The 26,725-nt window shown below is 52.5% G+C and carries 23 protein-coding genes; 20 read left to right on the forward strand and 3 right to left on the reverse strand.

Features of this window, described 5'->3' with window-relative positions; genetic code table 11:
• Positions 1-24 precede the first annotated feature (24 nt).
• From GAP13_RS05395 to GAP13_RS05410, 4 genes are all read left to right on the forward strand, one after another.
• A complete protein-coding gene (locus GAP13_RS05395) occupies positions 25-834 on the forward strand; it encodes an alpha/beta fold hydrolase (protein ID WP_158906973.1) in 810 nt (269 codons plus the stop codon).
• Entirely contained in the window at positions 816-1,682 is an 867-nt protein-coding gene (locus tag GAP13_RS05400; protein ID WP_158906975.1) for an alpha/beta fold hydrolase, read from the forward strand. Before GAP13_RS05395 ends, GAP13_RS05400 begins: the two co-directional genes overlap by 19 nt.
• 125 nt (positions 1,683-1,807) lie before the next feature.
• A complete protein-coding gene (locus GAP13_RS05405; protein ID WP_158906977.1) occupies positions 1,808-3,064 on the forward strand; it encodes a thiolase C-terminal domain-containing protein in 1,257 nt (418 codons plus the stop codon).
• Between the two features lie 151 nt (positions 3,065-3,215).
• Positions 3,216-4,424 carry an MFS transporter gene (locus GAP13_RS05410; protein WP_158906979.1) on the forward strand — a complete coding sequence of 403 codons (1,209 nt, stop codon included), beginning with the start codon at positions 3,216-3,218 and terminating at the stop codon, positions 4,422-4,424.
• Positions 4,425-4,554: 130 nt separating this feature from the next.
• Here the strand turns inward: GAP13_RS05410 and GAP13_RS05415 are convergent, their stop codons facing one another.
• Complete coding sequence (locus GAP13_RS05415) at positions 4,555-5,688, reverse strand: hypothetical protein (RefSeq protein ID WP_158906981.1); 1,134 nt, start codon at positions 5,686-5,688, stop codon at positions 4,555-4,557.
• Positions 5,689-5,752: 64 nt separating this feature from the next.
• The gene (locus GAP13_RS05420; RefSeq protein ID WP_158906983.1) at positions 5,753-7,483 is read right to left on the reverse strand and encodes an AMP-dependent synthetase/ligase; all 1,731 of its coding nucleotides are present in this window, start codon (positions 7,481-7,483) and stop codon (positions 5,753-5,755) included.
• Between the two features lie 197 nt (positions 7,484-7,680).
• Here GAP13_RS05420 and GAP13_RS05425 point away from each other — a divergent pair, with 197 nt between their 5' ends.
• The 16 genes from GAP13_RS05425 (at position 7,681) to GAP13_RS05500 (ending at position 26,314) form a co-directional block, all read left to right on the forward strand.
• On the forward strand, positions 7,681-10,338 hold the full coding sequence (locus GAP13_RS05425) for a valine--tRNA ligase (RefSeq protein WP_158906985.1): 2,658 nt from the start codon (positions 7,681-7,683) through the stop codon (positions 10,336-10,338).
• Entirely contained in the window at positions 10,335-11,039 is a 705-nt protein-coding gene (locus tag GAP13_RS05430) for a hypothetical protein (protein WP_306769194.1), read from the forward strand. Before GAP13_RS05425 ends, GAP13_RS05430 begins: the two co-directional genes overlap by 4 nt.
• 25 nt (positions 11,040-11,064) lie before the next feature.
• Positions 11,065-11,736, forward strand: a complete 672-nt coding sequence (deoC, locus tag GAP13_RS05435; RefSeq protein ID WP_158906987.1) for a deoxyribose-phosphate aldolase — start codon at positions 11,065-11,067, stop codon at positions 11,734-11,736.
• 148 nt (positions 11,737-11,884) lie between these two features.
• Positions 11,885-12,889 (forward strand): BMP family lipoprotein, encoded by a 1,005-nt coding sequence (locus GAP13_RS05440; protein WP_158906989.1) that lies wholly within the window; start codon positions 11,885-11,887, stop codon positions 12,887-12,889.
• 241 nt (positions 12,890-13,130) lie between these two features.
• Positions 13,131-14,177 (forward strand): phosphate ABC transporter substrate-binding protein PstS, encoded by a 1,047-nt coding sequence (pstS, locus tag GAP13_RS05445; RefSeq protein ID WP_158906991.1) that lies wholly within the window; start codon positions 13,131-13,133, stop codon positions 14,175-14,177.
• Positions 14,177-15,049, forward strand: coding sequence for a phosphate ABC transporter permease subunit PstC (gene pstC / locus GAP13_RS05450; RefSeq protein ID WP_158906993.1), 873 nt, complete (start codon positions 14,177-14,179; stop codon positions 15,047-15,049). The genes pstS and pstC overlap by 1 nt, the downstream gene beginning before the upstream one ends.
• Positions 15,039-15,884 carry a phosphate ABC transporter permease PstA gene (gene pstA / locus GAP13_RS05455; protein ID WP_158906995.1) on the forward strand — a complete coding sequence of 282 codons (846 nt, stop codon included), beginning with the start codon at positions 15,039-15,041 and terminating at the stop codon, positions 15,882-15,884. The genes pstC and pstA overlap by 11 nt, the downstream gene beginning before the upstream one ends.
• An 87-nt stretch (positions 15,885-15,971) precedes the next feature.
• Complete coding sequence (locus GAP13_RS05460) at positions 15,972-17,498, forward strand: ABC transporter ATP-binding protein (RefSeq protein WP_503473375.1); 1,527 nt, start codon at positions 15,972-15,974, stop codon at positions 17,496-17,498.
• Positions 17,499-17,512: 14 nt separating this feature from the next.
• Positions 17,513-18,607 carry an ABC transporter permease gene (locus tag GAP13_RS05465; RefSeq protein WP_186338822.1) on the forward strand — a complete coding sequence of 365 codons (1,095 nt, stop codon included), beginning with the start codon at positions 17,513-17,515 and terminating at the stop codon, positions 18,605-18,607.
• Positions 18,604-19,557 carry an ABC transporter permease gene (locus tag GAP13_RS05470; protein ID WP_241864294.1) on the forward strand — a complete coding sequence of 318 codons (954 nt, stop codon included), beginning with the start codon at positions 18,604-18,606 and terminating at the stop codon, positions 19,555-19,557. The genes GAP13_RS05465 and GAP13_RS05470 overlap by 4 nt, the downstream gene beginning before the upstream one ends.
• Before the next feature lie 78 nt (positions 19,558-19,635).
• Positions 19,636-21,573, forward strand: coding sequence for an amylosucrase (locus GAP13_RS05475; RefSeq protein ID WP_158906999.1), 1,938 nt, complete (start codon positions 19,636-19,638; stop codon positions 21,571-21,573).
• A gap of 75 nt (positions 21,574-21,648) precedes the next feature.
• Positions 21,649-23,001, forward strand: coding sequence for a GGDEF domain-containing protein (locus GAP13_RS05480; protein WP_158907001.1), 1,353 nt, complete (start codon positions 21,649-21,651; stop codon positions 22,999-23,001).
• 35 nt (positions 23,002-23,036) lie between these two features.
• A complete protein-coding gene (locus GAP13_RS05485) occupies positions 23,037-23,486 on the forward strand; it encodes a cyclic nucleotide-binding domain-containing protein (protein ID WP_158907003.1) in 450 nt (149 codons plus the stop codon).
• Between the two features lie 112 nt (positions 23,487-23,598).
• On the forward strand, positions 23,599-24,849 hold the full coding sequence (locus GAP13_RS05490) for a sugar ABC transporter substrate-binding protein (protein ID WP_158907005.1): 1,251 nt from the start codon (positions 23,599-23,601) through the stop codon (positions 24,847-24,849).
• 50 nt (positions 24,850-24,899) lie between these two features.
• On the forward strand, positions 24,900-25,787 hold the full coding sequence (locus tag GAP13_RS05495; RefSeq protein ID WP_158907007.1) for a carbohydrate ABC transporter permease: 888 nt from the start codon (positions 24,900-24,902) through the stop codon (positions 25,785-25,787).
• Positions 25,787-26,314, forward strand: a complete 528-nt coding sequence (locus tag GAP13_RS05500; RefSeq protein ID WP_222126153.1) for a carbohydrate ABC transporter permease — start codon at positions 25,787-25,789, stop codon at positions 26,312-26,314. Before GAP13_RS05495 ends, GAP13_RS05500 begins: the two co-directional genes overlap by 1 nt.
• A gap of 28 nt (positions 26,315-26,342) precedes the next feature.
• Here GAP13_RS05500 and GAP13_RS05505 read toward each other — a convergent pair.
• The coding region (locus tag GAP13_RS05505; RefSeq protein WP_158907009.1) for an IS66 family transposase at positions 26,343-26,725 on the reverse strand (383 nt) is incomplete at its 5' end.

Consider the following 26,725-nt stretch of genomic DNA (forward strand, 5'->3'; position numbering starts at 1 on the left):
TGGGTCAGACCCCGGAGGTTAAATATGGCTAGCGGTTTTGTCGCGGTGAATGGCATAAAGCTGGCGTACGAGCTGAGCGGGACGCGCGGCGTGGGCTCTGCGGATGCGCCGCTTGTGCTCTTGAATGGTATTGCCATGTCAATTTCTCATTGGAAGCCGCTCATTGCCGCGCTTCCTGAAGGAACGCGCTGTCTGTGTCATGATTTTCGCGGCCAGACGCTCAGCGAAAAACCCGCGGGTCCATATTCGCTTGTCATGCATGCGGATGATCTTGCGGCGTTGATGGACGCTTTGCATATCGAGCGCGGGCATATTGTGGGGACTTCGTACGGCTCTGAAGTGGCCATGGAATTTGCCATCCGGTATCCTGAGCGATGTGCGTCCCTTGTTGTGATCGATGGGGTGAGCGAGCTCGATCCGGTGCTTGATGCCGCGGTCGTTTCGTGGATGGAAACGGCCAGAACCGATGCGCGTCTATTTTACAAGACTATGCTGCCGTGGACATATTCATCCGGGTATATTGCGGCCCAGAAAGCGATACTCGCTGCGCGCGAGGAAGCGGTAGCAAAATTGCCACCCGAGTGGTTCAAGGCATTTGTCGAGCTCTGTAAAGCATTTCTCGATATCGACATAACGCCGAGGCTAGGCGCAATTGCCTGCCCGACCACAGTGCTCGTCGGTGAAAAGGATATTCTCAAGCATAAAGGGTTTTCGGAAATCATCGCACGGAATATTCCGGGCGCGATGCTGCACGTCATTCCAGATGCAGGCCATGCGGTGGTCATCGAGCAGCCTGCAGTTGTTGCGGAGGAGATATGGCAAGCGGTTTCGTAGTGGTTAATGCGATTGCTATGTTCTTTGTAGAGGCGGGGGTAGCGACCACAGCGGGAGCGGTGAGCATGGCGGGGGCGGCAGCTATGGCCGGAGCTCCGAGCGGGGCAGGGGCTGATCCCTGGGTGGGGGTGCCAGTGGTCTATGTGCACGGAAATACCGGCTCATCGATCTGGTTTTCGCTCGTAATGAATGTGCCGGGCTGTCATGTGGTTGCGTTCGATATGCCGAATTTCGGGCAATCCTCGCCACTGGAAGGCGACATAAGCATTCAGCGGTATGCAGCGTATGTTGCCGGCTTTATGGATGCAAAAGGGTTGAAAGGGGCGGTAGTGGTCGGCCATTCGCTCGGTGGGTGCGTAGTGCAGGCACTTGCGCTGGAGCGGCCGGATCTGGTGAAAGCCATGGTACTTGTCGATTCTGGCGCGCCGAACGGCCTTATTACACCGAAGGACAGACATCCTGCCATCGAGCTCATGCGCACAAACCGGGCCGTACTTGAGCAAGCGTTGAGAGCCGTCGTGCCGACGCTCAAGAATGACGAATTGTTCAAAGCCATTGTCGATGATGCACAAAAGATGGCTCAGCCTGCGTGGATCGGCAATGCGGAGGCGCTGTCGCACTTCGATATCACCGCCCGGTGCGCAGAATATAAGGGGCCGGTTCTGGTAATCCGCGGTGCGCTCGACCCGATCATCACCGCCGATATGGCGGAAACAACAGCAAAAGCATATCCGGGGGCGCGCCTTGTGACGCTGGAAGGGGTAGGGCACTCGGTGATCGTCGAGCAGCCGGATACTTTTGTGCGCCTATTGGGTGACTTTGTGGGGGAACATGTGACTGCGCGATAAGCGCTAATAAGTGGGCGAACAAGCATTTGCGAGGGCAGCCATGCATGCGAATACCCGGGCCGCCGTACGTTCATCGTTGAAGCAAGGCAAAATTCGTCAATATAGAGAGCAAAAGGGAGGTTTTCATGTCCAAAGTCAGTATTGTCGGCGCGTACAACACGCAATTTGGTTCCTTTGTCAAAAAGAACAAGGAAACGGGCGAAGTCACCGATCTCAAGAGCATCTATGACCTTATGCTCGAGGCAGGCCGCGGAGCCATCGCGGATGCAGCCATCGAGGCGAAAGATATCGATGGTGTTTGGGTGGGCTCGTTTGCGCCGGGGCTTTTTGCCAATCAGGAACATCTCGCGGCCTTTGCGACGGAAATCGCTCCGGATGCGCTGCGGTTCAAACCCATGTACCGCTGCGAGGATGCATGCGCGTCGGGCTCGGCGGCCATCTATAACGCGCTCTATGCGCTCGAGGCGGGGCGGGCCAATATTGCGCTTGTGCTTGGCGTCGAAAAAATGAGCCTTCTCGATACCAAAGGCACAACAAAAGCGCTTGCTGCGGCATCGTACTGGGCAGAGGAAGGAGCGAAAGGCTATACCTTTCCCGGGCTTTTTGCTGAATATGCCAAAGGATATGCCGCTCATTACAGCCTCGATCCTGCCACATTCTCGAAAATGCTCGCTACGGTCGCAGCGCTGTGCTACAAAAATGGAATCGACAATCCGCTCGCGCATTTCGGCAAGGGTGGGCCGGCGGATCGACTCGGCCTTACAACTGCCCAGGCTATTCTCGATTTGCCGCCCGAAAAGAACCCGATGATTGCCGAGCCTCTGCGCCTTCATGATTGCTCACTCATCACGGATGGAGCCGCGGCGATTGTTCTTGTCCGCGATGATACCTCGCTCGCAAAATCGGACAGGGCGGTCAAGCTGGCAGGTTTTGGCCATGTCAACGAGCGCATCCCCATTTCAGTGCGTCCAAACTTGTACCAGCTTATGGCAGGCAAGGAAGCGGTGCGACAGGCATTTGCAGAAGCAGGGATTACCGCGCGCGATGTAGACCTTGCAGAAGTGCACGACTGCTTTACCATTACTCAGCTTTTGATTACCGAAGCGCTCGGCCTCTCGAAAGACGGACAAGCAGGCTATGACTATATGGCAGGCCGATTTACCCGCGATGATGACCAGTGTGCAGTAAATCTTTCAGGCGGGCTCAAGGCAAAAGGCCATCCTGTGGGCGCTACCGGTGTTTCGATGCATGCGCTCGTCTACAAACAGCTCATCGGAGAGCCAATCGGGGCGATCCTCACGAAAAAGCGCCCGACAGTAGGGGTGACTTTCAATGTCGGTGGTTCCGGGGTCACCAATAGCGTGAGCGTGCTGAGCCGATAGTAGTGCTTCCAAGCTTGTGCCAAAGCTAAGGAAGCGGTTCTGACGTTACCAACAGCTCAAGCGTGCTGAAAAAAAGAGCAAGTTTCCCCTTTTGTTTTGGCTTGAATATTTTTCTTATGAGCGCTAGGCTCTGCTGAATGGAGCGCAGGCGATGAACATTGGTGATTTTTTGAAACGCAACAAAACAATGGTTGCCATGGTTGTCATGGTCATTCTGGTCGGGCTCGGCGAGAAAATGGCCGAGCGGTTCTTGCCGCTGTACATTCTGGCCATTGGCGGTTCGACATGGGTAGTCGGCGGGCTCAACGCCATGGATAACCTATTAAGTGCCCTCTATTCGCTGCCGGGCGGCTATGCGGCGGATAAAATCGGTTTCAAGCGATCGCTTTTTCTTTTTACCGCGCTCGCGATGGGCGGCTACCTCATTGTCATTCTGTTTCGCAGCTGGCAGGCTGTCCTGGTCGGGGCGGTATTTTTTATCTCATGGACAGCTGTTTCCCTACCTGCAGTGATGAGCCTTGTCAGCAAGGCGGTGCCCAAGGAGCGCCGTGCGCTCGGGGTTTCTATCCATTCGTTTTTCCGTCGCATACCCATGGCGCTCGGTCCTATTATCGGCGGTCTTTTGATTGGCGCGTACGGCACCAAAAATGGCGTGCTCGTTGCGTTTGGCGCAGCATTCATTATGGCAGGCTTCTCGCTCTTTCTCATCCAGCGCTACATGGATAACGATGCCGGCGAGGGGAAAGACCGGGGCAGCCAGAAGATTCCTTTCAAGGACATGTTCAATCCCGCGCTGCGCAGTCTTCTGGCGAGCGATATTCTCATCCGCTTTGCCGAGCAGATTCCGTATGCGTTTGTCGTTGTGTGGGCGGTGAATAGCAACGGCCTGACCGCACTGCAGTTTGGCGTGCTCACCACCATCGAGATGGTGACTGCCATGCTGGTGTATATTCCTGTGGCGAATCTCTCCGATAAATACGGCAAAAAGCGCTTCGTGCTCATCACCTTCGGGTTTTTTACCGCATTTCCGGTTGTGCTTTTGTTCTCACATTCATTTCCGATGTTTGTGGTTGCGTTTATCATTCGTGGACTCAAGGAATTCGGCGAGCCGACGAGAAAAGCCCTCATTATGGACCTTGCGCCGGAGGCAGCAAAGGCGCGCACCTTCGGCCTTTACTATCTTATCCGGGATGTCATTGTATCAATTGCGGCACTTTCGAGCGCTGCGCTCTGGAATATCGCCCCGGCAGTCAATTTTCTTGTTGCTGCAGGGTTCGGGGTTGCAGGCATCATCGTTTTTGCGATATTTGGAAAGGACCTGACAATGGTATCAGCGCAAAAGGCGCCAGCCTCGAAATAAACAAGTAGTGCTTCCAACCTTGTGCCAAGCGAACAGCGCGCACTACCAAGCCAGCACCTCTATCTTCTACCCTCTCCTTTTCAGATGCGCGAGACCAGCGCATCCTTCTTTCTTCACTCCCGAAACCATTTTATGCAAGCGCATACTTCGGAATGTACTCAGCCTTTGTTTTCCCTGGCGTCTTCCAGCGCTTCTCCCAGGTCCGTCGCATCGTCTCGGAGAGCGTGCAGCGGCTCAAGAATGCCCGTATCCCACCAGTGAGCGCCTGCACAAAGTGCTGCACAAGCTGCACCGGAATCCCCGCTGCCTCAGCATGCGTACGAGGATGCGCTCCTTTATGTGCGCGAATACGAAAGGGCTTGAGGTAGTTGTGGCCAAGGAGGTACAAGCTGAGGCGCATCATGCCGTTTGCGACATTGCGGTTGAAACAGACTGTTTCCCGGTGGTGGTGCGCGAGGTCTTTGCGCAGCTCCCGGTCGATGTAGTTGGAAGAAAAAAGGGGATTGCTGAGGGTGCGGGGCAGCTTCGAGCTGCTCGTCCAGTGGACGAGGCGGGTTTGTTCAGTCTGCGTGCGGAAGGCTGCAAGCCTATGGAACACGCGCTGATAGTCGGGCTTTTCATCGGTGATGAGGACAAAGGGCCGGTAGGGAGCCGGTGGCTGCAGCTGCAGGGCGTGTACGAGGGTTTCGCGGAAGGAGCGGGCGAGTGCGCCGCGCTCTAAGGGGATACGACGGTAGAGCTCCCGCGCCTTTGCCTTCTGGGCAGCCGTCATGGTGCCCGACCTGCGGCGGCTGGCATGGCTGAAGTCGAGGATGAACTGGGAATGGGCAGTGATGGCGATGGGGATTTCGCTCGGGAAATACTGGGAAGTATCGAAGGAGACAAAGCCATCGATACAGATATCGTCATACCCCGCTCGGGATGCAAGGCAGATGCTGTGCAGGGCGATTGCCTGGCGGGTAAGCCGATCGATGCGATTGGACAGGAGGTTGAGGGAGACTGCGAGGTTGCGGCTCATGGCTCTGAGGCTTTCGCCGCTTCCCAGGCGGGCGACGATGTCGGGTAAGGCTACTGGCCGCTTCACATAGTAGGCTAACGAGAAGGTTTGGGAAGAGAAGGTCCTGTGGCAGGCGGCACACTGGTAGCGTTGGACGCGGCCAAATGCCTTGGTGGTATAGAAGCCCTTGGGCTTCGCCCAAGCGAAATCTGGTGCGTTACTGTGCCAGACACAGTGAGGATTCGGACAGAAAGGGAAGGATTGCATCGGCATCTACCTCCATAGAGAGTGGTGAGTCTTCTCATAGAGGTAGACGCGAGAATGTGAATGCTTACTTCAACTCTGGCACAAGGTTGGAAGCACTACCCGAGGTCTGCCGCTTCAGCTTTTTGGTCGTTGTCATTTCGAGCGGCTCATTGAGCAGTTGTATTCGCGTAATCTTCTGATACGGCCGCAGACGCTGATTGACTTCCGCGATGATTTCCTGGATTTGTGCTTCAATTTGCTCTGATGTGAGCTTATTTTGGGCAGCCCAATCCTGGTTCGGATAGACAAGCGCTTCGATCTCTTCTGCGACAGACTTGCCTTCGGGAATGTATCCACGCACAAGAATCTGTTCGATTTCGTCGTACAGCTGGAATTCATTCTCTATCTCTTCGGGATATACATTCTTGCCGCCTTCGGTGACTATAAGGTTCTTGATCCTGCCTGCGAGATAGAGATAATTTTCGTCATCGAGCTTTCCGAGATCGCCCGTTCTGAGCCAGCCGTCTTCCGAGAGCACTTCGGCTGTTTCTTCGGGCATTTTGTAGTAGCCCTGCATGACCATGGGGCCGCGGACTACAATTTCGCCGATACCTTCTTCGTTCGGATTGTCGATGCGAATTTCGGCGCCAGGGATGACCTTGCCTACAGAGGTTTCTTTGTAGTGCTCCACGGGGTTGAGCGTGAGGATCGGCGAGGTTTCGGTGAGGCCGTAACCCTGCACAAAGTCGATACCTAGCTGGTTATACTGGCGGAACACTTGAGGATCGAGCGGACCGCCGCCTGAAATGCAGATGCGAATGGACGACAGGCTCGCCTTCTCAAGCACTGAATGGAAAATCTTCTTGCCTGGATTGACTCCGAATGCTTTCTTGATGAATCCCGAAATGGCCATGAGTGTCCGGATCAGCGCATACGCCACCGCGCCTTTTTCTTTTATGCCTTTCATTATTCCCGACAGCAACTTGTTGAAAAGCATCGGCACGCCGAGGAACATTGTCACTTTAGCTTGCTTGAGATCCGAAAGAATTTGCTTGACCACCATTTTCTTGCCAAACACGGTCTCGGCGCCGACAGAAAGCGACTCGATAAACACCGCAAGCATGGTGTAGGAATGGTGAATTGGCAAGAGTGCATAGAAAACATCGGTTTCTGAAATATTGAGATTCGATTGCGCGAGGAAGCAGTCGGACACAAAATTCTCGTGGCTGAGCATGACGCCTTTTGGTATGCCTGTAGTACCTGACGTGAAGAGAATGGCTGCAAGGCTCTGCCCAGGAACGACAGGTGGCTCGAACTTGGTGCCACTAGGCGGGGCTAGATCATAGATGTAGTTCCTTGTGCCTTTCGCGAGGCTGAAACAAGGCATCGTGCTCAATTCTTTCTGCATCTCTTCGAATTTTTCTTCGTCTATGAAGGCTGCAGACACATCGCCGGCTTTTATCAGTGCCAGAATCTCTCGTGTCGGCAATTGGTAATCGATGGGAACAACCACCGCCCCTGCATACAGAACTGCGAGGTATGCCACCGCCCATTCTGGTGCATTTTTCCCTGTGACTGCGACATGGCTGCCCTTTGCAATACCAATAGAATGGAGGTATGCAGCGACTTTTACAGTGACAGCCTGTGCTTCTTTATACGTGAGACTGACACGCTCAGGGCTATAGACTGTAAAACATGGCCTGTCGGGGAAGCGCTCCGTCACAATGTCGAAAAGCTGAGGGAGCGTCGGCCATTTGCCAGTAAAAACACGTCCTCGATATGCATCGAGAAATTTCCAAGGTTCTGTTTCGCGCATGTCATATATTATGCTGCACATGAGCTCCATTGAAAAGAGGCACAGCGCTTGAACTCTGGATATATCATCTTTCCCCCTTTCCTGCAGCAAGGGTTTTGCGATATTCTTGTGGCACTTTTCTTTTGAAGAAGAATGTGCAGCGCGGCCGTATCCATTTGGCCAGCCAGCATTCAGCAGACGCGAATGTGGAGGAAAAGATGAAATCGGTGGAGCTCCCGAAGGCGTATGACCCAAAAACATTTGAGCGGCGTGTCTACGAAATGTGGAAAACCGAGGGCCATTTTCAGCCGAAAGTAGACAAGCGGAAAAGACCCTTTACCATTGTCATTCCTCCACCCAACGTAACGGGCGTACTCCATATGGGACATGCGCTCAACAACAGCCTCCAGGATATCCAGATCCGCTACCGCCGGATGAAGGGCATTCCAACGCTCTGGCTGCCGGGCACCGATCATGCCGGTATTGCGACCCAGAATGTCGTTGAGCGCAAACTGCGCAAGGAAGGCCGCGAGCGCACCCAAATCGGCCGCGAAGCCTTTATCGAAGAGACCTGGAAAGTCGCGAAAGAACATCGCGCATTCATCAATAATCAGCTTGAGCGCATTGGAGCGAGCGTCGACTGGAGCCGCGAGCGGTTTACGCTCGACGAAGGCCTTTCGAAGGCGGTGCGCGAAGTATTTGTCACGCTGTACGAGCGCAATCTTGTCTATCGCGGTGAATACCTTGTGAACTGGTGCCCTTCGTGCGGGACTGCCCTCTCGGACGATGAGGTTGAGCACGAGGATGAGCCGGGCTCGCTGTGGCATATCTGGTACGAGCTGGTCGATGGCCCGACGCCCGAATGGCCCTCCGGAAGAATCGAAATTGCGACTTCACGCCCCGAGACTCTCCTTGGCGATACAGCCGTTGCCGCGCATCCGAATGACCAGCGCTACACCGCACTTATCGGCAAAATGGTGCGCCTGCCACTCACCGACCGCATAATTCCGATTATCGCTGACAGCTATGTCGATCCAGAGTTCGGCACCGGCTTGGTCAAGATAACCCCTGCCCACGACCCGAACGACTTCCTTGTCGGCCAGCGGCACAAGCTTGGGAGCACTAACATTCTCAACCCCGATGCCACCCTATCCAGCGCGGTTCCCGAAAAATACCGTGGCATGAAGGTACTGGAAGCGCGCAAGGCCGTGCTCGCCGACCTGGAATCGCAGGGACTTCTTAAAAGTGAAGAAAAAATCGTGCATGCAGTGGGGCATTGCTATCGCTGCCATACTGCCATCGAGCCGTATTTATCGCGCCAGTGGTTTGTCCGCATGAAGCCCCTCGCCGAAAAGGCGCTCAAAGCCTGGCAGGACGGCGATGTCGTCTTTTTCCCGAAAAAGTGGGAGCACACCTATGAGCACTGGCTTGAAAATATCCGCGACTGGTGCATTTCCCGCCAGCTGTGGTGGGGTCACCGTATCCCCGTGTTTTATTGTAAGGATTGCGGCGCGACCATGGTGAGCCGCGAAGACCCGGTTGTGTGTACCCAGTGCGGCTCCAGCAATATCTACCAAGATGAAGATGTGCTGGACACGTGGTTTTCGAGCTGGTTGTGGCCGTTCAGCACGCTTGGCTGGCCAAAGGACACTGCAGACTTGCGGTATTTCTACCCCACAAGCGCCCTTGTCACCGCGTACGACATTATTTTCTTCTGGGTTGCGCGCATGATCATGGCAGGGATGGAATTCACCGGCCAGAGCCCCTTCAAGGAAGTCTACATTCACGGCCTTATCAGGGACAAACAGGGCCGCAAAATGTCCAAGAGCCTTGGCAACGGCATAGATCCACTCGAAATCGTGGACGAATATGGCTCTGACGCCCTCAAATTCACGCTCGCCTACAACTGCGCTGGCGGCCAGGACATCCTTCTCGATCGCGACAGCTTCAAAATGGGCAGCAAATTCGCGAACAAGATCTGGAATGCCTCGCGCTATATTCTCATGAATCTCGAAGGGCGCACCTATCTGCCCGAGAGCGAGATAGTCTACAACGACACTGACCGATGGATTCTGCACAGGCTCAATCTTGCTGCAAAAAATGTAAGTCAGGCGCTCGAATCCTGGCGCTTCAACGATGCAGCCCAGACAGCCTATTCCTATTTTTGGGACGATTTCTGCGATTGGTACATTGAAGCGTCCAAGCTTTCGACAAAATCATCGGACGAACACGAAAAGGACCGCGCAACCACCGTGTTGCTCAATATGCTCGATGCATCGCTCAGGCTCCTGCACCCCTTCCTTCCCTTTGTGACCGAAGAAATTTACAGCATGCTGCCGAACGCAAACGGCAAGCTCATTTCTGCACGCTACCCAGAGTGGACAGCTGAACGGGATGCGCCAGAGACTGAAGCCCACTTCGTCGCACTCAAGGAAATTGTCACGCTTGTGCGCACACTCCGATCGGAGTTCCAGATCCCGCCGGAAGCTGCCATTCCGCTCAATCTTGTATTCGACGCGAATTTTTTGCACGCGAAATTTATCACGGAAAATATAGCTCTCATAAGCCTTCTGGCAGGGGCTTCTTCTGTTTCGATTGGAGCACCGCCACCTTCCGGGAGCATTTCTCTTGCGGGCAACGGAGTTACAGCCCAGGTGCAGGTGCGCGGGCTTCTCGACATCTCAAAGCTCATCGAGCGGCTCTCGAAAGAAAAAGAGAAAGAAAAGGCCTATATCTCCAAGCTCGAAGCAAAGCTTTCGAATCCAGCATTTCTTTCATCGGCTCCGGCTGATATCATAGAAAAGGAGAAGGAAAAGCTCGCGGCATCCGCATCAAAAGCCGCAAAGCTCGAAATGTATATTCGGGAGCTCTCATGAATTCAGGAGAGAATGGCCCGCAAGATACAGGCCCAAATGGTTCGAAAAGCCCAGCCGCAGAAAGCTCGCAGGATGCAGAGAGCCCGCAGGATGCAAAGAGCCCGCTTTCGAGACAGGGCTCGATTCTGCGCTCCGATCGCCTCACCATGGACAAGGCTGCTATGCTCCGCCTCAAGCGGATGCATCTGGCGCCCTACATCCAGCTTGCGACTTGCCTTATCGGAAAACTCAGACGGAGCGGCGGCAATATGTTCCGTCACCAGCTCGATACGATGGCCATTCTCATGGACTATGGGTATATTGATTCTGTGCTGCTCAAGGCTTCTCTCATCCATGACCTTCTCGAAGATGCGCCCGAAACCGACCCCGACACCATTCTCTCGATCGATGATGAGTCTGTCGATGTCTACAAGCTCGTGCTAGAAGTGACTCGCCGCCCGGTCGAGAACAAAGCCGAATTCCTCAACAGAATCCGCGATTTCGGCTCGCTTCGCGCCAAAGTTTTGAAGAGCGCGGACCGCATTTCGAACATGATCAGCCTTGGCTATGTGACGGACGATGTGTTTGTTCGCCGCTATACCGACGAAACCGAGCAATTCGTGTTTCCGATAGCCGAGCGTGCGGATGAGCGAATGCTCTCAGAGCTGAAGGAACTTGTCGCGACACGCCGAGAATATTTGCGCAACAGAATAGAGATTTGATATTTCTATATGGAGGACACTGATAATGAATAGGAAATGGACAAAAGCCGAGATCGCCGCGGCGATCGATCACACTCTGCTCAAAGCGACCGCAACGAGTGAGCAGATCAGGACGCTTTGCGCAGAGGCCAAAGAATATACATTCAAATCGGTCTGCGTGAATCCATGTTGGGTGCCGCTATGCGCGAGCGAATTGGCCGGCTCGGGAGTGCTCATTGCCACCGTAGTCGGTTTTCCGCTGGGTGCGAACAGCACTGCCATAAAGGTCGAAGAAGCCCGCCGCGCGGTTGCTGAAGGTGCTCGCGAGATCGACATGGTCATCAATATCGGAAAAGCCAAGGCTGGCGACTGGAATGCGGTTCGGGACGAAATCGCAGCTGTTGTACATGCATCAAAACCGGCAATAGTCAAAACAATCATCGAAACCTGCTACCTCACGCAGGACGAAAAGATAGCTGCATGCAGGGCAGCGGTCGCAGCCGGAGCTGCGTTTGTCAAAACAAGCACCGGTTTCGGGACAGGCGGAGCGACTATTGAGGATGTCCGCCTCATGAAGGAGACTGTGGGCGATGCCGCGCAAGTAAAAGCTTCTGGCGGCATCAAGACATATGAAGATGCGGTTGCCATGCTCGAAGCAGGTGCAACGCGTATCGGCGCTTCGGCCGGCGTAACAATAATGAAAGAAGCTGAAGCCTGAAGGTGGAGCCCGAAGCCCGAATCGATTAAAATGCGGATTTGTTATTGACAATCCGCGAGGGCGGCTTTACCATTTATGTTGCTCATCGCGAAAGATCGGTATGATCTTCGCTATCAATGCAGTGTAATCCTAAAAAGGAGGATGAAGCATGAAAAAAGCGCTATTGGTGCTTGTCGTCGCAGCTCTCATTGCTGCGCCGGTGTTCGCTCAGTTCAAAGTAGGTCTCGTAACCGATGTCGGCGGCATCGATGACAAGTCGTTCAATCAGGGGACATGGGAAGGTATTGTCCGTTTTGGACAGGATTTCAAGCTTCCGAAAGCAAATTACAAGTATCTGCAGTCCAGCGCCGAAGCTGACTATGTGCCGAATCTCTCGACCTTTGCAGACGAAGGTCTCAGCCTCATCATCGCTCCCGGATTCCTCTTCGAGAAGGCGATGACACAGGTCGCGACCAACTATCCGACCCGCAAGTTCCTTATCATCGACAGCGTCGTCAATCTGCCGAACGTTGCCTCCGCTGTTTTCGCCGAGCATGAGGGTTCCTTCCTTGTCGGCGTTGCAGCAGGCCTCAAGGCAAAAGCCGATGGAAAGAACATTGTCGGCTTTATTGGCGGTATGCAGTTCCCGCTCATCGAGAAGTTCCAGGCAGGCTTCGAGCAGGGCGTAAAAGCGGTCTATCCAGATTGCAAGATCCTCGTAGACTATGCCGGCGACTTTGCAGCGCCTGATAAAGGCCAGGCCCTTGCGCAGAAGCAGTACAGCGCGGGCGCCTACATTATCTTCCATGCAGCAGGCGGAACCGGCAACGGACTTATCAAAGAGGCAAAAGAGCGGTCTCAGAAGGGCGATATCCGCTGGGCAATCGGCGTCGACAAGGATCAGTATGCTGATGGTATCTACAGTGGCACCAAGTCAGCAGTCCTTACCTCCATGATGAAACGGGTAGATGTTGCAGCCTACGACGTTTGCAAGATGACCATGGATGGCAAGTTCCCCGGAGGTCAGACCCTCGTCTTCAAAGTTGCGAACAAAGGCGTCGGCATCCCCGAGAAGAACCCCAACCTCTCTGCTGATATCGTAGCGAAAGTAAAAGAGTACGAAGCGCTCATCGCTTCCGGCAAGCTCGTGGTTTCAGAGATTCCGGCAAAGTAAGTGACGATTTGAACGAAGCGGGGCGGGTTTTCCGCCTTGCTTGTCGAATGGGGCTGCCTGTTGCGTCTGCGCGGGCAGCCTTTTTTTAACCATTTTCTAACGTAAACAAGAAATTTCATTAATAAGAAGCGGGTATCCTCTGCTCGAAATGCAGGACGGGCACTGTGCATTGGCCATGGAACAGCAAGCACGAATTCTCGGTGCCCCTTGCAATTTCAACTACGAGAATGGAGGAAACCACATGAAACGAAATGTATTGTTCCGACGAGGCCTGTTGATGGCACTTTGTCTGATTGGTGCAGCAAGTGCGCTGAATGCACAGACTCTGCTGGGTTCAGGCGCAACGTTCCCGGCTCCTGCCTATACCAAGATGTTCGACGAGTATTACAAGACAACAGGCATCAAGGTGAACTATCAGGCAATCGGTTCTTCAGGGGGGCTCAAAAACATCCAGGATCGCGTTGTCGATTTTGGTGGCTCTGATTCTTTTGTCAAGGACACAGACTTTGCCAAGTATCCTGCTTCAATAGTGCATATTCCGACAGTGATCGGCGCGGTGGTTGTTACCTACAATCTGCCCGGAAACCCTGCCCTCAGATTGACCGGCGAGGTGATTGCGGATATCTACCTCGGCAAAATCACAAAATGGAACGATAAGAGAATTGCGGAGCTCAACCCGGCCGTCAAACTGCCGAACATGGCGATAATGCCTGTCTATCGTTCCGACGGGTCTGGAACGACCTTCAACTTCACGGCATACCTGAGCGCAGTCAGCACTGAATGGAAATCGAAGGTCGGCAATGCGAATTCCGTCAGCTGGCCGGCAGGGCAGGGCGCAGCACAGAATGCAGGTGTCGCTGGAGTTGTCAAGCAAACTCCCGGAAGCATCGGATATGTCGAACTAGCATATGCACATCAAAGCAATATGCCTGCAGCAGCAATAAAGAATTCAAGCGGTGTCTGGGTCGATGCCAGCCTAGCATCGATTTCAGCTTCGGCAGCTGGAGCGTTTCCTCCAGATTCCCGCATACTTCTTGTAAATACGAATGCCAAAGAAGGCTATCCCATCAGTGCGCTCACCTGGATCATTGTCTATCGCGAACAAAAATATGCCAGCCGCACCCTTGAACAAGCCGAACATCTCGCGAAGCTCCTCTGGTGGATGATCCATGACGGTCAGAACTTTGTCGAGGCGCTCGATTACGCCAAGCTCCCTGCGCCAGCAATCAAGGCTGCCGAAGCGATAATCAAGAGCATCACATATGATGGCCAGCCCGTGCTGAAATAATGAACGACAGAAGATTTAACGCCCTGCTTGGTTTAGCAGCTTTGTTAATCGTTTTTGTCTTCGCAGGGTTTGTGTTGACTCTCGTTGTGCAGTCGCTTCCCGCAGTAAAGCAGGAAGGGGCTGCCTTCTTGTATGGTTCCGAATGGAATCCTGTCACTGCGCGCTTCGGCGCGCTGCCTTTTATAATCGGCACTCTTCTGACATCATCGATCGCTCTGATCATCGCAATTCCATTGTCGCTCAGCGCCGGGATTGTCATGGGCGAGTATGTGCGCTCAGGCTGGCTGCGTTCGCTCTTAAATACGCTTATCAACGTGCTTGCCTCTATCCCGTCGGTGGTATTCGGACTTTGGGGTATCGAAGTCGTCATTCCGCTTGTCCGGAATCTGGCGGTGCTCATCGGCGCTCCTCCCTATGGGGCAGGAATTCTCTCCGCATCGCTCGTCCTTGCGATCATGATTATCCCTTACATGTCATCTATGACGCGGGAAGCGCTCATGAATGTGCCAGCGGGGCTTCGAGAAGGAGCCTTTGCACTCGGGCTCACAAAGCAGGAAGTAGTGACCGGAATCGCCTTGCCATTCGCGCGACAGAGTATTTTTGCTGGAATTCTTCTTTCGCTCGGGCGAGCGCTTGGCGAAACCATGGCGGTGACCATGCTCATTGGAAACGCGACGCGCATTCCGGATTCGCTTTTTTCGCTCGGGAATACGCTCGCGAGCGTCATTGCATCCCAATTCAACGAGGCGGCGAGCGATGTGCATCGTTCTGCGATGATGGGGCTCGCTCTGATGCTTCTCCTGATAACGATGATCGCTGGATGGTTTGGAAGGACATTGATGCGCAAGGGGGCAAGCGCCTATGGAAAATAATGCATTCAAAAGCCGCCATCAAACGCGCGCGCAAAAGGACAGATTTTTTAAGTTTGCGGTGATGATTCCTGCGGGTATTGTGGTTGCGCTCCTCGTGCTCATCCTTGCGCAGGTAGTAATCAACGGCGCCCGCGCTCTGAATGTGGACTTCTTCTTTAAGGAACAGAAGCCGTTTGGCGAGACGGGCGGCGGCATTGTGCAGGCGATTGTCGGCACCATCATGCTGCTGGGAACCTCAATTGTTGTCGCATTGCCATTTTCTTTGCTGGCAAGTCTTTACCTCTATGAGCACAGAGGATCGAAACGAGCAAAAGTGCTGGCGACTGCCATCAATACGCTGCAAGGAATTCCCTCAATTGTGATCGGCGTGGTGATCTATTCATGGATAGTTGTACCGCTCAGGAGCTTTTCCTCGCTGGCGGGCGGTGTGGCGCTTGCGATTGTCATGCTTCCTCTTATGACCAGCATGATACATGCATCACTCGAGATGGTGCCGTCTTCATATCTGGAAGCAGCACTTGCACTCGGTGTCCCAAGGTGGCGCGCCATAATCGATATAATCCTTCCTGCTTCAGCTTCCGGAATTCTCGAAGCGACGGGCCTTGGAGTAGCCCGTGCTGCGGGCGAAACAGCGCCGCTCATTTTTACCGCATTCGGAAATCCTTTTTTAAGCCTGAGCCTGAAAGGGCCTGTCTCCGCTCTTCCCCTTGTGATCTACGAGTATATCAAAAGTCCATACGACGACTGGCACCAAAAAGCATGGGGCGCAGCGCTCCTTTTGGTGCTGTTCGTGCTCAGCCTCAACGTGCTGATAGGTTCCCGGAAAAAACACTGAGTTTTGTATCTGGCAAAAAATATCCTTGCGTGATATACTCATTCACTATCCTTATCCAGGGGGTTGCAGGTGTCGTACATCGTGGAGATGCTTCACATCACCAAGGATTTCCCCGGAATCAGAGCAAACGACGATATCACGCTGCAAATAGAAGAAAAGTCAATTCATGCTCTGCTTGGCGAAAACGGCGCCGGGAAATCCACACTGATGAGCATCCTGTTTGGACTGTATCAGCCAGATAGCGGCTCGATCCGCGTGCGAGGGAAGGAAGTAAAAATAAGCGACCCCAATGTCGCGACCTCTCTCGGTATCGGTATGGTGCACCAGCATTTCAAGCTCGTCCATAACTTCACCGTCACTGAAAACATTATTCTCGGCATGGAGCCTCATAAAGGGCCTGTGATCGATATCCGCAGCGCCGAGAAAAAAGTCGAAGAAATTTCGAAATTGTATGGACTTGCAGTCGATCCGCGCGCAAAAATCGAGGATATATCGGTCAGCATGCAGCAACGCGTTGAAATTCTCAAAATGCTTTTCCGCGATGCAGAAATCCTCATTTTCGACGAACCGACAGCGGTGCTCACGCCTCAGGAAATCCATGAACTCATGCAGATCATGCGCAGGCTCGTCGAAGAGGGCAAGACTATCCTTCTCATTACACACAAGCTCAAGGAAATAAAAGAAGTTGCTGACGTGTGTACAGTGCTGAGGCGCGGCAAGCTTGTCGGAACCGTTTCTGTGGCAGATACCGATGAAGAGAGAATGGCAGAAATGATGGTCGGCCGCCAGGTCAGTTTCCATGTCGAAAAAGGGCCTGCAAAACCTGGTGAAGAACTTTTGCGCATCGAAAACCTGAATGTAAAGAATGTGAAAGGATTGCTCGGGGTAAAGAATTTGTCGCTCTCGGTGCGCGCCGGAGAAGTTCTTGGCTTATGCGGCATCGATGGAAACGGCCAGACCGAGCTTGTTCAGGCAATCACTGGGCTCACAAAAATTGAATCAGGCAAGATTTTCTTAAGAAATATAAACATAGCAAATCTCCCGATCAAGGAACGAACCGACCTCGGGCTTGGTCACATTCCAGAGGATCGGCAGAAACACGGACTTGTACTCGATTTTACGTTGGGCGAGAACTTTGTCATCCATAACTATTACGAAAAGCCTTTCGCGAATTATGGCATTTTGAACAAAAAAGCCATTCTTGAAAATGCCGAGCGTCTTATACGCGAATTCGACGTCCGCTCCGGGCAGGGCGCAATGACTCCTGCGCGCGCGATGTCCGGCGGCAATCAGCAGAAAGCGATTGTCGCGCGCGAAATCGACAGATCGCCCGATGTATTCATTGTTGTTCAGCCAACGCGCGGCCTCGATGTCGGCGCAATCGAGTACATTCACAAGCGCATTATTGCGGAGAGGGACAGAGGCAAGGCAATTCTTCTTGTTTCACTCGAACTCGACGAGATCATGGATGTCTCGGACCGAATCGCGGTTATTTACAATGGCGAAATAGTCGGCATTGTCGATGCCGCAGCAACAACCGAAAACGAACTTGGCCTCATGATGTCTGGTGCGCTTCGGAAAACGCACGCAGCGCCGCAAGCGGTGCACGTCTGAACGGAGGAAAATCGATGACAACACGAAAAGAAAAGATTGTGCTTCCGCTCATCGCGGTGCTCCTGGGATTTGTGCTGGGTTCGCTGATTGTTGCATTCACCGGGCGCTCTCCGCTTGCGATGTATGCAGCCATTGTGAAGGGCTTTTCGGGCATCGACATTTTAAATGGCCAGCCCCTCAATAGCCGCTATATCGGTGAATTCATCATTCAGGCCATGCCCATTATCCTTACCGGGCTTTCTTTTGCGTTTGCGTCGCGGACGGGGCTGTTCAGTATCGGTGCGGAAGGCCAGCTCATGATCGGTTCGCTTTCAGCGACGACAGTAGCACTTCTCGTGCGGGCACCGACAGTGATTCACCTCCCGCTTGTGCTTCTTGCTGCGATTCTGGGCGGTGCGCTCTGGGGCGCCATCCCCGGATTCTTAAAAGCCCGCTACAATGTGCACGAAGTCGTTGTGACCATCATGATGAACTATATCGCGCTGCATTTCAACAATTTTGTCATTTTGCACATTTTCGGCAGCGTAGACAGGGTCAAGACAGCGCCATTTCCGACGACAGCGCTCCTCAAATCCCCCTTCCTCGAGAGCATTACACGCAATTCGCGCCTCAACTGGGGCTTTATTCCGGTCATTCTCGCCTTACTGATATTTGCTTTTATTATCAATAAAACGACCTTCGGCTATTCATTGCGCGCAGTCGGCTACAACAAAGAGGCCGCCCGCTACGCCGGCATGAAAGTGAATCGTAACATAATCGCATCGATGGCAATCGCGGGCGCATTTGCTGGTCTGGCCGGCGCGGTGATCACGGTCGGCACGTTCAATTTCGGGCGTGTCATTCAGTCTGCCGAGGGCTATGGCTTCGACGGTATTGCGGTTGCGCTCGTCGGTGGCAATGAAGCCTTTGGGATTCTGCTTGCGGGCATGCTGTTTGGCGGGCTCAAGGCCGCCCAGCCGCTGATGCAGTCGCAGGGCATTCCGCGTGAAATCGCTGGAATTATCCAGGCTTCCATTGTGCTCTTTGTAGCCATGAAATTCGGAATCAAGATGGTTCTCGACAAATTCGAACGCAAGCAAGCTCCCACAACGGAAGGGGATCGCGTATGACTTTCGAACTATTGCTTCAGATGTTTCCGATTGCACTCATGTTCTCGGCTCCCATCATTCTGACTGCGCTGGGCGGGCTGTTCAGCGAGCGCTCAGGCATTGTCAATATCGCGCTCGAAGGCATTATGATGGTTGGCGCATTTACCGGCGCGACTGTTACGGTGCTGCTCGAAAACTCAACGCCAGCAGCGGCATGGTACGGCTTACTCGCGGGTCTCCTGGCAGGCGTTGTCTTCAGCATTCTGCATGCGGTGGCGAGTATCAACCTCAAGGCTGACCAGGTCATTTCAGGTACCGCGCTCAATATCCTTGCTGGCGGCCTCACGGTATATCTCTGCCAAATTATCTTCCATCAGCAGAGAACACGCGCATTCTCCAATGGCATCCAGAAATTCAGCGTGCCGGGCTTAAGCGATATTCCTGTGCTTGGACGGATGTTCTTCAAAGAAATCTATCCGACATTCTACATCGCGATTGCAATGGTGTTCATCACCTGGTTTGTGGTGTACAAGACGCCGCTGGGGCTGCGCATGAGAGCCTGCGGCGAACATCCCCAGGCCGCCGCCAGCATGGGCATCAACGTCGCAAAGATGCGCTATTTCGGTGTGCTTGTATCAGGCGCATTAGGTGGGCTCGGGGGTGCCGTCATGGTGCTTACCGCGGACATCCAGTACACGCTTGTTTCAATTCACGGCACGGGCTTCATTTCGCTGGCTTCGCTTGTATTCGGCAAGTGGAATCCGTTCGGGGTGCTTGGCGCGGGGCTATTCTTCGGTTTTTCGACGGCGCTGTCTTTCTATGCAAAGGATATCAAGTTCCTGGCTGGCCTGCCTGGAGAATTCTTCTATATTTTGCCGTATTTGCTCACTATCATCGCCCTGCTGTTTTTTGCGGGCAAATCGGTGGGACCGAAGGCCGCTGGTGAAATCTACGATTCCGGAAAGCGCTGATGGATTGCTGCCAGGGCGCAGAGACTCAAGCCACTGTGATCTCTTCACCCTGGTGGTGCTAGGATCTATATATTCTATATGCAGCAAGGATTTGATACATTCAAAAAGGAATTTTCCGCACGACTCTCCGCCCGGGGCTTGCCCCGCTATTCGGGTTGGCCTGAATTCAGCGCGCGCCTCGAGGACGAGCTTGAGCGGCTTACCGGCCTTTTGTTCGAGCTGTACGGCGACAGGCCCGATTTTGCGTACTGGGTCGAAAATATTGTCCTTGGAGCGTTTGAAGCGTACAGAAAGCGGCCGACCTGGCTCAAAGCGCGCGACCGGGAGTACCCGCCTGAAAGCGGTTGGTACCTGCGCGAGGATGTAATCGGTGCGGTGTGCTATGTGGATCGGTGGGCAGGGACATTCCGCGGGATTGAGGAGCGCCTTCCATATCTGAAAGAGCTGGGCATCAAATATCTGCATCTCATGCCCTTTTTCAAATCTCCGGAGCGCGAGAACGATGGGGGATATGCTGTTTCGAGCTACCGGGAAACGAACCCTGCGCTTGGCACCATCGACGAGCTCTCCGCGCTCGCGAGGAAACTTGCCAGGCACAGCATCGCGCTTATTGCAGATTTTGTGTTCAACCACACCTCGGACGAGCACGAATGGGCCCTGGCTGCAAAGGCAGGCGACGAGTTTTACCGCGATTTCTACCTGACATTCCCGAATTGGAAAGAGCCTGAAGAATACAGCAAGACACTGCGCGAAATTTTCCCCGAAGCCCGGCGCGGTTCCTTCACCTGGAATGAAGAAATGCAGCGCTGGGTGTGGACGACATTTCATTCGTACCAGTGGGACCTAAACTACCGCAATCCGGCAGTGTTCGAGGCCATGGCAGGAGAAATGCTCGCATTAGCCAATCAGGGTGTTGCTGGACTTCGCCTCGATGCGGTTGCTTTTATCTGGAAAGAGAAAGGCACACCGTGCGAGAATTTGCCCCAGGCTCATACGATAATCCGCGCGTTTCAATGCGTGGCTCGCCTTGCCTGTCCTTCGCTTGTGTTCAAATCCGAAGCGATTGTACACCCCGATCAGATTGTCCAGTACATCGACCTGCGCGAATGCCAGCTATCGTACAACCCCCTACTCATGGCCGAGCTCTGGGAAGCGGCGGCGACAAAAGAAGTTCGGCTTCTTGCATACTCGATCAAAAAGAGGCACAACCTTCCAGAAGGGTGCGCCTGGGTCAACTATATCCGTTGCCACGACGATATCGGCTGGACATTCGCGGATGAAGATGCGGCAGCGCTCGGCATCAAGGGCTTCGATCACCGCCAGTTCTTGAACCGCTTCTATCTCGGCGAATTTCCGGGCAGCTTTGCAAGGGGTTTGAGCTTTCAGTATAACCCTGTGACGCATGACATGAGGATCTGCGGCACCGCAGCCTCGCTTGCGGGTATCGAACGGGACATGCGCCGCGACCCTGGCAAGAACAGAGAGACGGCCCTGCGGCGATTTTTGCTACTGTACGGAATAGCTTTCTCGGCGGGCGGCATTCCGCTCATCTATCTGGGCGATGAACTTGGCATGGAAAACGATCCGGACTGGGACAAGGATCCTGCCCATACCAAGGATTCGCGCTGGGTGCACAGGCCGGTCTGGCAGGAAGTGCTTTTCCGGGAACGGCATAATCCTGCGACCGTGACCGGTCAGGTATTTGCAAGCATAAAGAAGATGATCGAGCAGCGCTCGAAGCATTCAGTGTTTGCGGTGCAAGGCATAGAGGTGCTCGAAAGCGGCCATCCTTCGGTCCTGCTATTCCGCAAAAAATCGAAAAGCGAAACGCTTGTAGTAGTCGGCAATTTTAGCGAATGCGAAGCGACGGTGCCGCGCGAAGTGTGCGCGCGGGCATTTGAAGGGCGGCTAGCTGTCGATTTGCTGGCGAGCGGAGCTGCCGCAGGCGAAGGCGCAAGCGTTGGCCCTCTGACTCTGAAGTCCTGCGAGCTGAAATGGCTGCTCATAGAGGGCTGATTCTCTTCTTTTTATTATTTTTGCTTGATTTTGCCTCCACCTCCGGCTACCATTGGCGCATCCGGAGGGAACTCGATGATCAGATTTTCCAGGCGTATTTTCACCGACCTCGCGATTTACATGATGGGTTTCGGCTTTGTCATTGGAGTAGTATTTCCATTTTTCATGACGCTGCTCGGCGTGCCGGCTTCGTATACAATGCAGCTCTGGTTTTTTATCGTCTGCATTATCGCTGGCTTGATCGTCGGAGCAATGAACATTCTCCTTGCCAGGTCAGTCGTCGGCTCGCGGCTCCACCTTATTGCCAATAAAATGAAGCAAATCGGCGGCTACATTTCGAGCAAAACGCACGAAGAGATCGTCACTACATGCAGCCCTCAGGAATGTATGGTAGAGAAGGATTCCGACGATGAGCTTGGCGAGTGCGCTGAATCTTACAATCAACTCATTAATGCTCTATATGCGTCATTTCAACAGGAAACAATGGTCAAATCTTTCTCACAGCTTTTATCTTCGCGCCTGGAACTGGACGATCTTGCCGCAAGTGTGCTTCCTTCGATGCTTGAGCACACTGGCGCCGAAGCGGGAGCGCTTCTGGTTGAAGAGAATGATGAGTTGCGGCCAGCAGCATCGTTCCGGATCAATGGAGTCGAAACGCTGAAGGACAGGGAATTCATCAAGCGAGTGGCTCAGGAAAAAAAGCGAATTACTATTGAGCTGCCGGAAAATATCGCGGTAGAAGGAGCATTGCTGACATTCAGGCCTGCTTCAATAATCCTCGAGCCGATTGTGTATCATGATGTGGTGCTGGCAATTATGCTGCTCGCATTCATCCGCGAGCCAGGCGAAGAAGCACAGCGCACGATTGATCTTATTTCGCCAAACCTTTCGGTGGCAATCCGCAACTCGCTCTCCTATGACCAGCTGCAGCGGCTTGCCGCGAATGATTCGCTCACCGGGCTTTTCAACAGGCGTTTCGGCATGGCCCGCCTTCAAGAGGAATTTGGCAGGGCTGTCCGTAACAGCGCGCCGATTGGCGTCTGCATATTTGACCTCGATCATTTCAAGCTCGTGAACGATACCTATGGCCATCAAGTTGGCGACAAGGTTCTTGTATTTCTCTCCAAGATAATACGAAGCGCACTTCGGGAAGGAGATATCGCAATGCGGTATGGAGGAGAGGAATTCATGACCATCCTTCCCGGAGCGTCGATGACCGATGCCTACCAGATTGCAGAACGTATTCGCCGCATGGTCGAGGAATCGGAATTCCAGTATGGTCCCCAGCGGATTAGGCTGACAATTTCAGGAGGGGCTACCTCCTGGCCTGATTTTGATGCTTCATCTGCAGATGCCCTCGTCAAACGTGCAGACGAGTCGCTCTATGCTGCAAAAGAGGCTGGAAGGAACAGAGTTACTGTTCTATAATAAAAGCGCTTGTATCAGTTTGGGGATAGCAGAGAATGATCGATGTGAATGCACTTCAGAAATATTCGCTGTTCGGGGGCGTTTCGCCTGAGCAAATCGAGAAAATCAAGCCTCTTCTCGGGACTGCCCATTTCGAGGCAGGGGAATGCCCCCAGATCGAAGGTCAACCCAGCGATAAAATTTATTTCATCTTGAGCGGAGAAGTGGAAATCGTCAAACAGGGCCTCGTCATCGCGCGCCTCAAGGAGGGCGAAACCTTCGGCGAGATGGAGCTGCTCGACATAATGCCGAGCATTGCCACGGTGCGCGCAGCAACGCCGCTCGAAGTCGTCACTATTTCCAACCGCGCGCTCTACGAAATCTCGAAGCTCGATCTCAAAACCTTTTCCATGATGATCATGAACCTGGCTCGCGATCTTTCGCGCCGCCTACGCCGCATGGACGAGCTAGCGTGTCTGGATTCGAACGATATCCTAAAAAAATAAAAAATCTATCATTGGTTTAAATATTGCGTTGTCATCACCCGAATACTATACTGCAAATGTAAGAGAAAGAATTATCATAGGTATTCTTTTCTCATTTCATAAGGAGGCATGTATGTTGAAAAGGAACAATGTCCTTGTGGTCTTGCTGTTTGCCATTCTGGCATTCGCCGTCAGTGCGCAGACAGTGACAATTACGTACTGGCAATACTACTATGAATCCAAAGTCAAACTGATGGATGAACTCATCCAAAAATTCCAGGCAGCAAATCCCGGAATCAAGGTCGAACAGGTCACATTCCCGTATGAAAGCTACAACCAAAAGGTTGCCGCTTCCATCCCAGCAGGAGAAGGCCCTGATATCATCAATCTCTTCTATGGCTGGCTGCCTACGTATGTAAAAGCTGGCTATCTTGCAGAGCTGCCCGCCTCAGATTTCAACAAAGCCTATTTTGACAAGAACTTCTATCCTTTTGTTGCTGAATCGGTCCAGTTTGGCGGGAAATACTATTCGGTGCCCACTGCAGTCCGGACGCTTTCGCTATTCTGGAACAAAAAACTGTTTAAAGACGCTGGTCTTGATCCCAATACACCGCCCAAAACCTTGGAAGAGCTCGAAGCATACTCCAAAAAGCTCTCCAAATACGATGCGCAGGGCAATCTGATTCAGGCAGGGTTGGCTATGCAGCCGACTGGTCAGGGCCACAACTGGATTCGCGAAATACTTTTCAGGCAATTTGGCAATACACCGTATAGTTCAGATTACCGGAAAGTGACCTATGCAGATGCCAATGGCGTTGCTGCTTTTAAATGGTACACAGATAGAATTACAAAAGACAAAGTCGGCTATCCCAATTTTGCGACCGATGATGTCACCGCTTTCAAATCAGGCAAAGCAGCCATGAATATCGATGGCTCATTCAGAATTGCGACGCTAAAGGCAGTAAAAGACCTTGAGTGGGGTGTCGCTGAACTTCCGGCTTATAAAGGAATCAAATCGAATTACGCGTCGTTCTGGACTCATGGAATAGTCGCCGGAACAAGCGGCAAAAAGCTTGATGCTGCAATAAAATTCCTGAAATATATTACTTCTCCCGAAGTCCAGGAGCTTTGGCTTGAGAAAGTGGGCGAGCTTCCAGCGAATCCCGGTCTCTCCGAAAAGTACAAGAATGATCCAGTGATTTCTCCATTCCTGAAGGGCTTGGCGTATGCGCATGCAACGGCCTTTGTCGATGAAGCTGGCCAGAGAACGGTTCTCGTTGATGCAGTAGATGAAGTAGTGCTGAAAAAAGTGGATCCAGCGGTAGCGCTCAAGAATGCCGCAGCCAAAGAACAGGCGCTCATCGATGATTTCTGGAAGCAGTAATCAGGAAAGCAAATAAAATAAGCTTTCGAGAGAAGGGGAGGCACATCGAGATGACACTAGCGACAAAAAGAGCTCTGACTGCTTATCTCTTTCTTGCGCTTCCCCTTGTATTTTTTCTATGTGTTCGCCTGGGCCCTATGGTGTATATGCTTGTCATGAGCTTTACCAATTGGGGCCTTTTGAGAAAGACTGTAAAATTCATCGGTTTCGAGAATTACATAATACTGTTCAACGATCCGGTATTTTTGCAGGCATTGGGCAATACGTTTCGTTATGCCGTTTTCGGGGCACCTATTGTTATAATTTTGAGTTTGCTTATTGCGCTTCTTTTGGATTCGATTCCCAAAGGAAAAGGATTATTCAGACTCATTTATGTCCTGCCATATATTACTCCAGTTGTGGCAGTCAGCTGGGTTTGGCGCTGGATGTATCAGCCGCCTCCGCTTGGTATTATCAATGGAATTCTAGGAATTCTCGGTCTTCCGGCAGGAGAATTTCTCAATAGCCCGACGCAGGCTTTGCCATCTATTCTGGCAGTAAATGTCTGGGTAGAGATGGGGTATTGCACGACTATTTTTCTCGCAGGGCTTCAGACCATTCCCAAGGAAATGTCCGAGGCGGCCAGAATCGACGGAGCCAATGACCAACAGGTTCTGAGAAGAATTACGCTTCCTTTGCTGATGCCGATCACTTTTTTCCTCATGGTGATGGAAGGTATTCAGTTCCTCCGGATTTTTACCCAAGTGTATAACATGTCGATGCAGGCAATGGGTGGACCGCTCAATTCCACAAAGTCAGCTGCTCTGTACATATATCAGAAAGCTTTTACCAATTTTGAAATGGCAAGAGCGGCGAGTGCAAGTGTTGTTCTTTTTCTGATCATCATGGTTGTGACAGTTCTGCAAGTGAGGTTTTTCGACAAGAGGGTGAATTACTGATGAAGCATAGAAATCAGATGCAGAGGTGGGGCAAGGTTCTGCCTGCCTACTTTATTCTTCTTTTTTTGTCGATAATCATGTTGTTTCCTTTTGTCTGGATGCTATCTTCAAGCCTAAAAGATGTAACCCAGATTTATCGATTAAAGCTGTTTCCGGAGCGTCCGACACTCGAAAATTATCGCTATATCTTGTTCTCTGCAAGCACCAAATTTCCTCAGTGGTTTCTGAATTCAGTCATTGTTGCGATTTGCACAACTGCGTCAGTGCTTTTTTTTGATTCACTTGTAGGCTATACACTTGCCAAGTTCCGTTTTCCAGGCAAGAAAATTGTTTTCTTTTTGATTATAAGCACACTCATGATTCCTACCGAAATGCTTGTCATCCCCTGGTATGCGATGGCAAGAGCGCTGAAATGGGTCAATACCTATTGGGGGATCATGTTCCCTGGCATGATAAGCGCATTTGGCGTATTTCTTATGCGTCAATTCATGTCGACAATTCCGGATGATCTCATCGATGCTGCGTAAGCGTAAATTTCACACCGTTGGGCAAAAATCAGTATGAATTGGGTGCGAGCTTGTACGGCAATAACGCCCGCTTTTCTTCCAAGCTCCTCGCCTTCGGTAATGCATTGAACAGGTAACAGAGATACTTGTATGGTTCATGCCCATTGGCCTTGGCAGTCTCGATCATGCTGTAGATCCCCGCAGATGCATGCGCACCCAAGGGCGTATTCGAGAACAACCAATTTTTCCGGCCAATCACAAACGGCCGAATTGCATTTTCAACAGCGTTGTTGTCTGGCGTCAAAAGCTCGTGCTGTAGATACTTTTCGATTCTGTCCCATTGTCCGAGTGCGTAGTGTACCGCTTTGCCAAACGAGAGACTCGGGGGGCTCTGCCCCTGCTTCGCGATAAGCCAGGCTTTCATTTCAGAAA

Source organism: Rectinema subterraneum (assembly GCA_009768935.1).
GTDB lineage: Bacteria > Spirochaetota > Spirochaetia > Treponematales > Rectinemataceae > Rectinema > Rectinema subterraneum.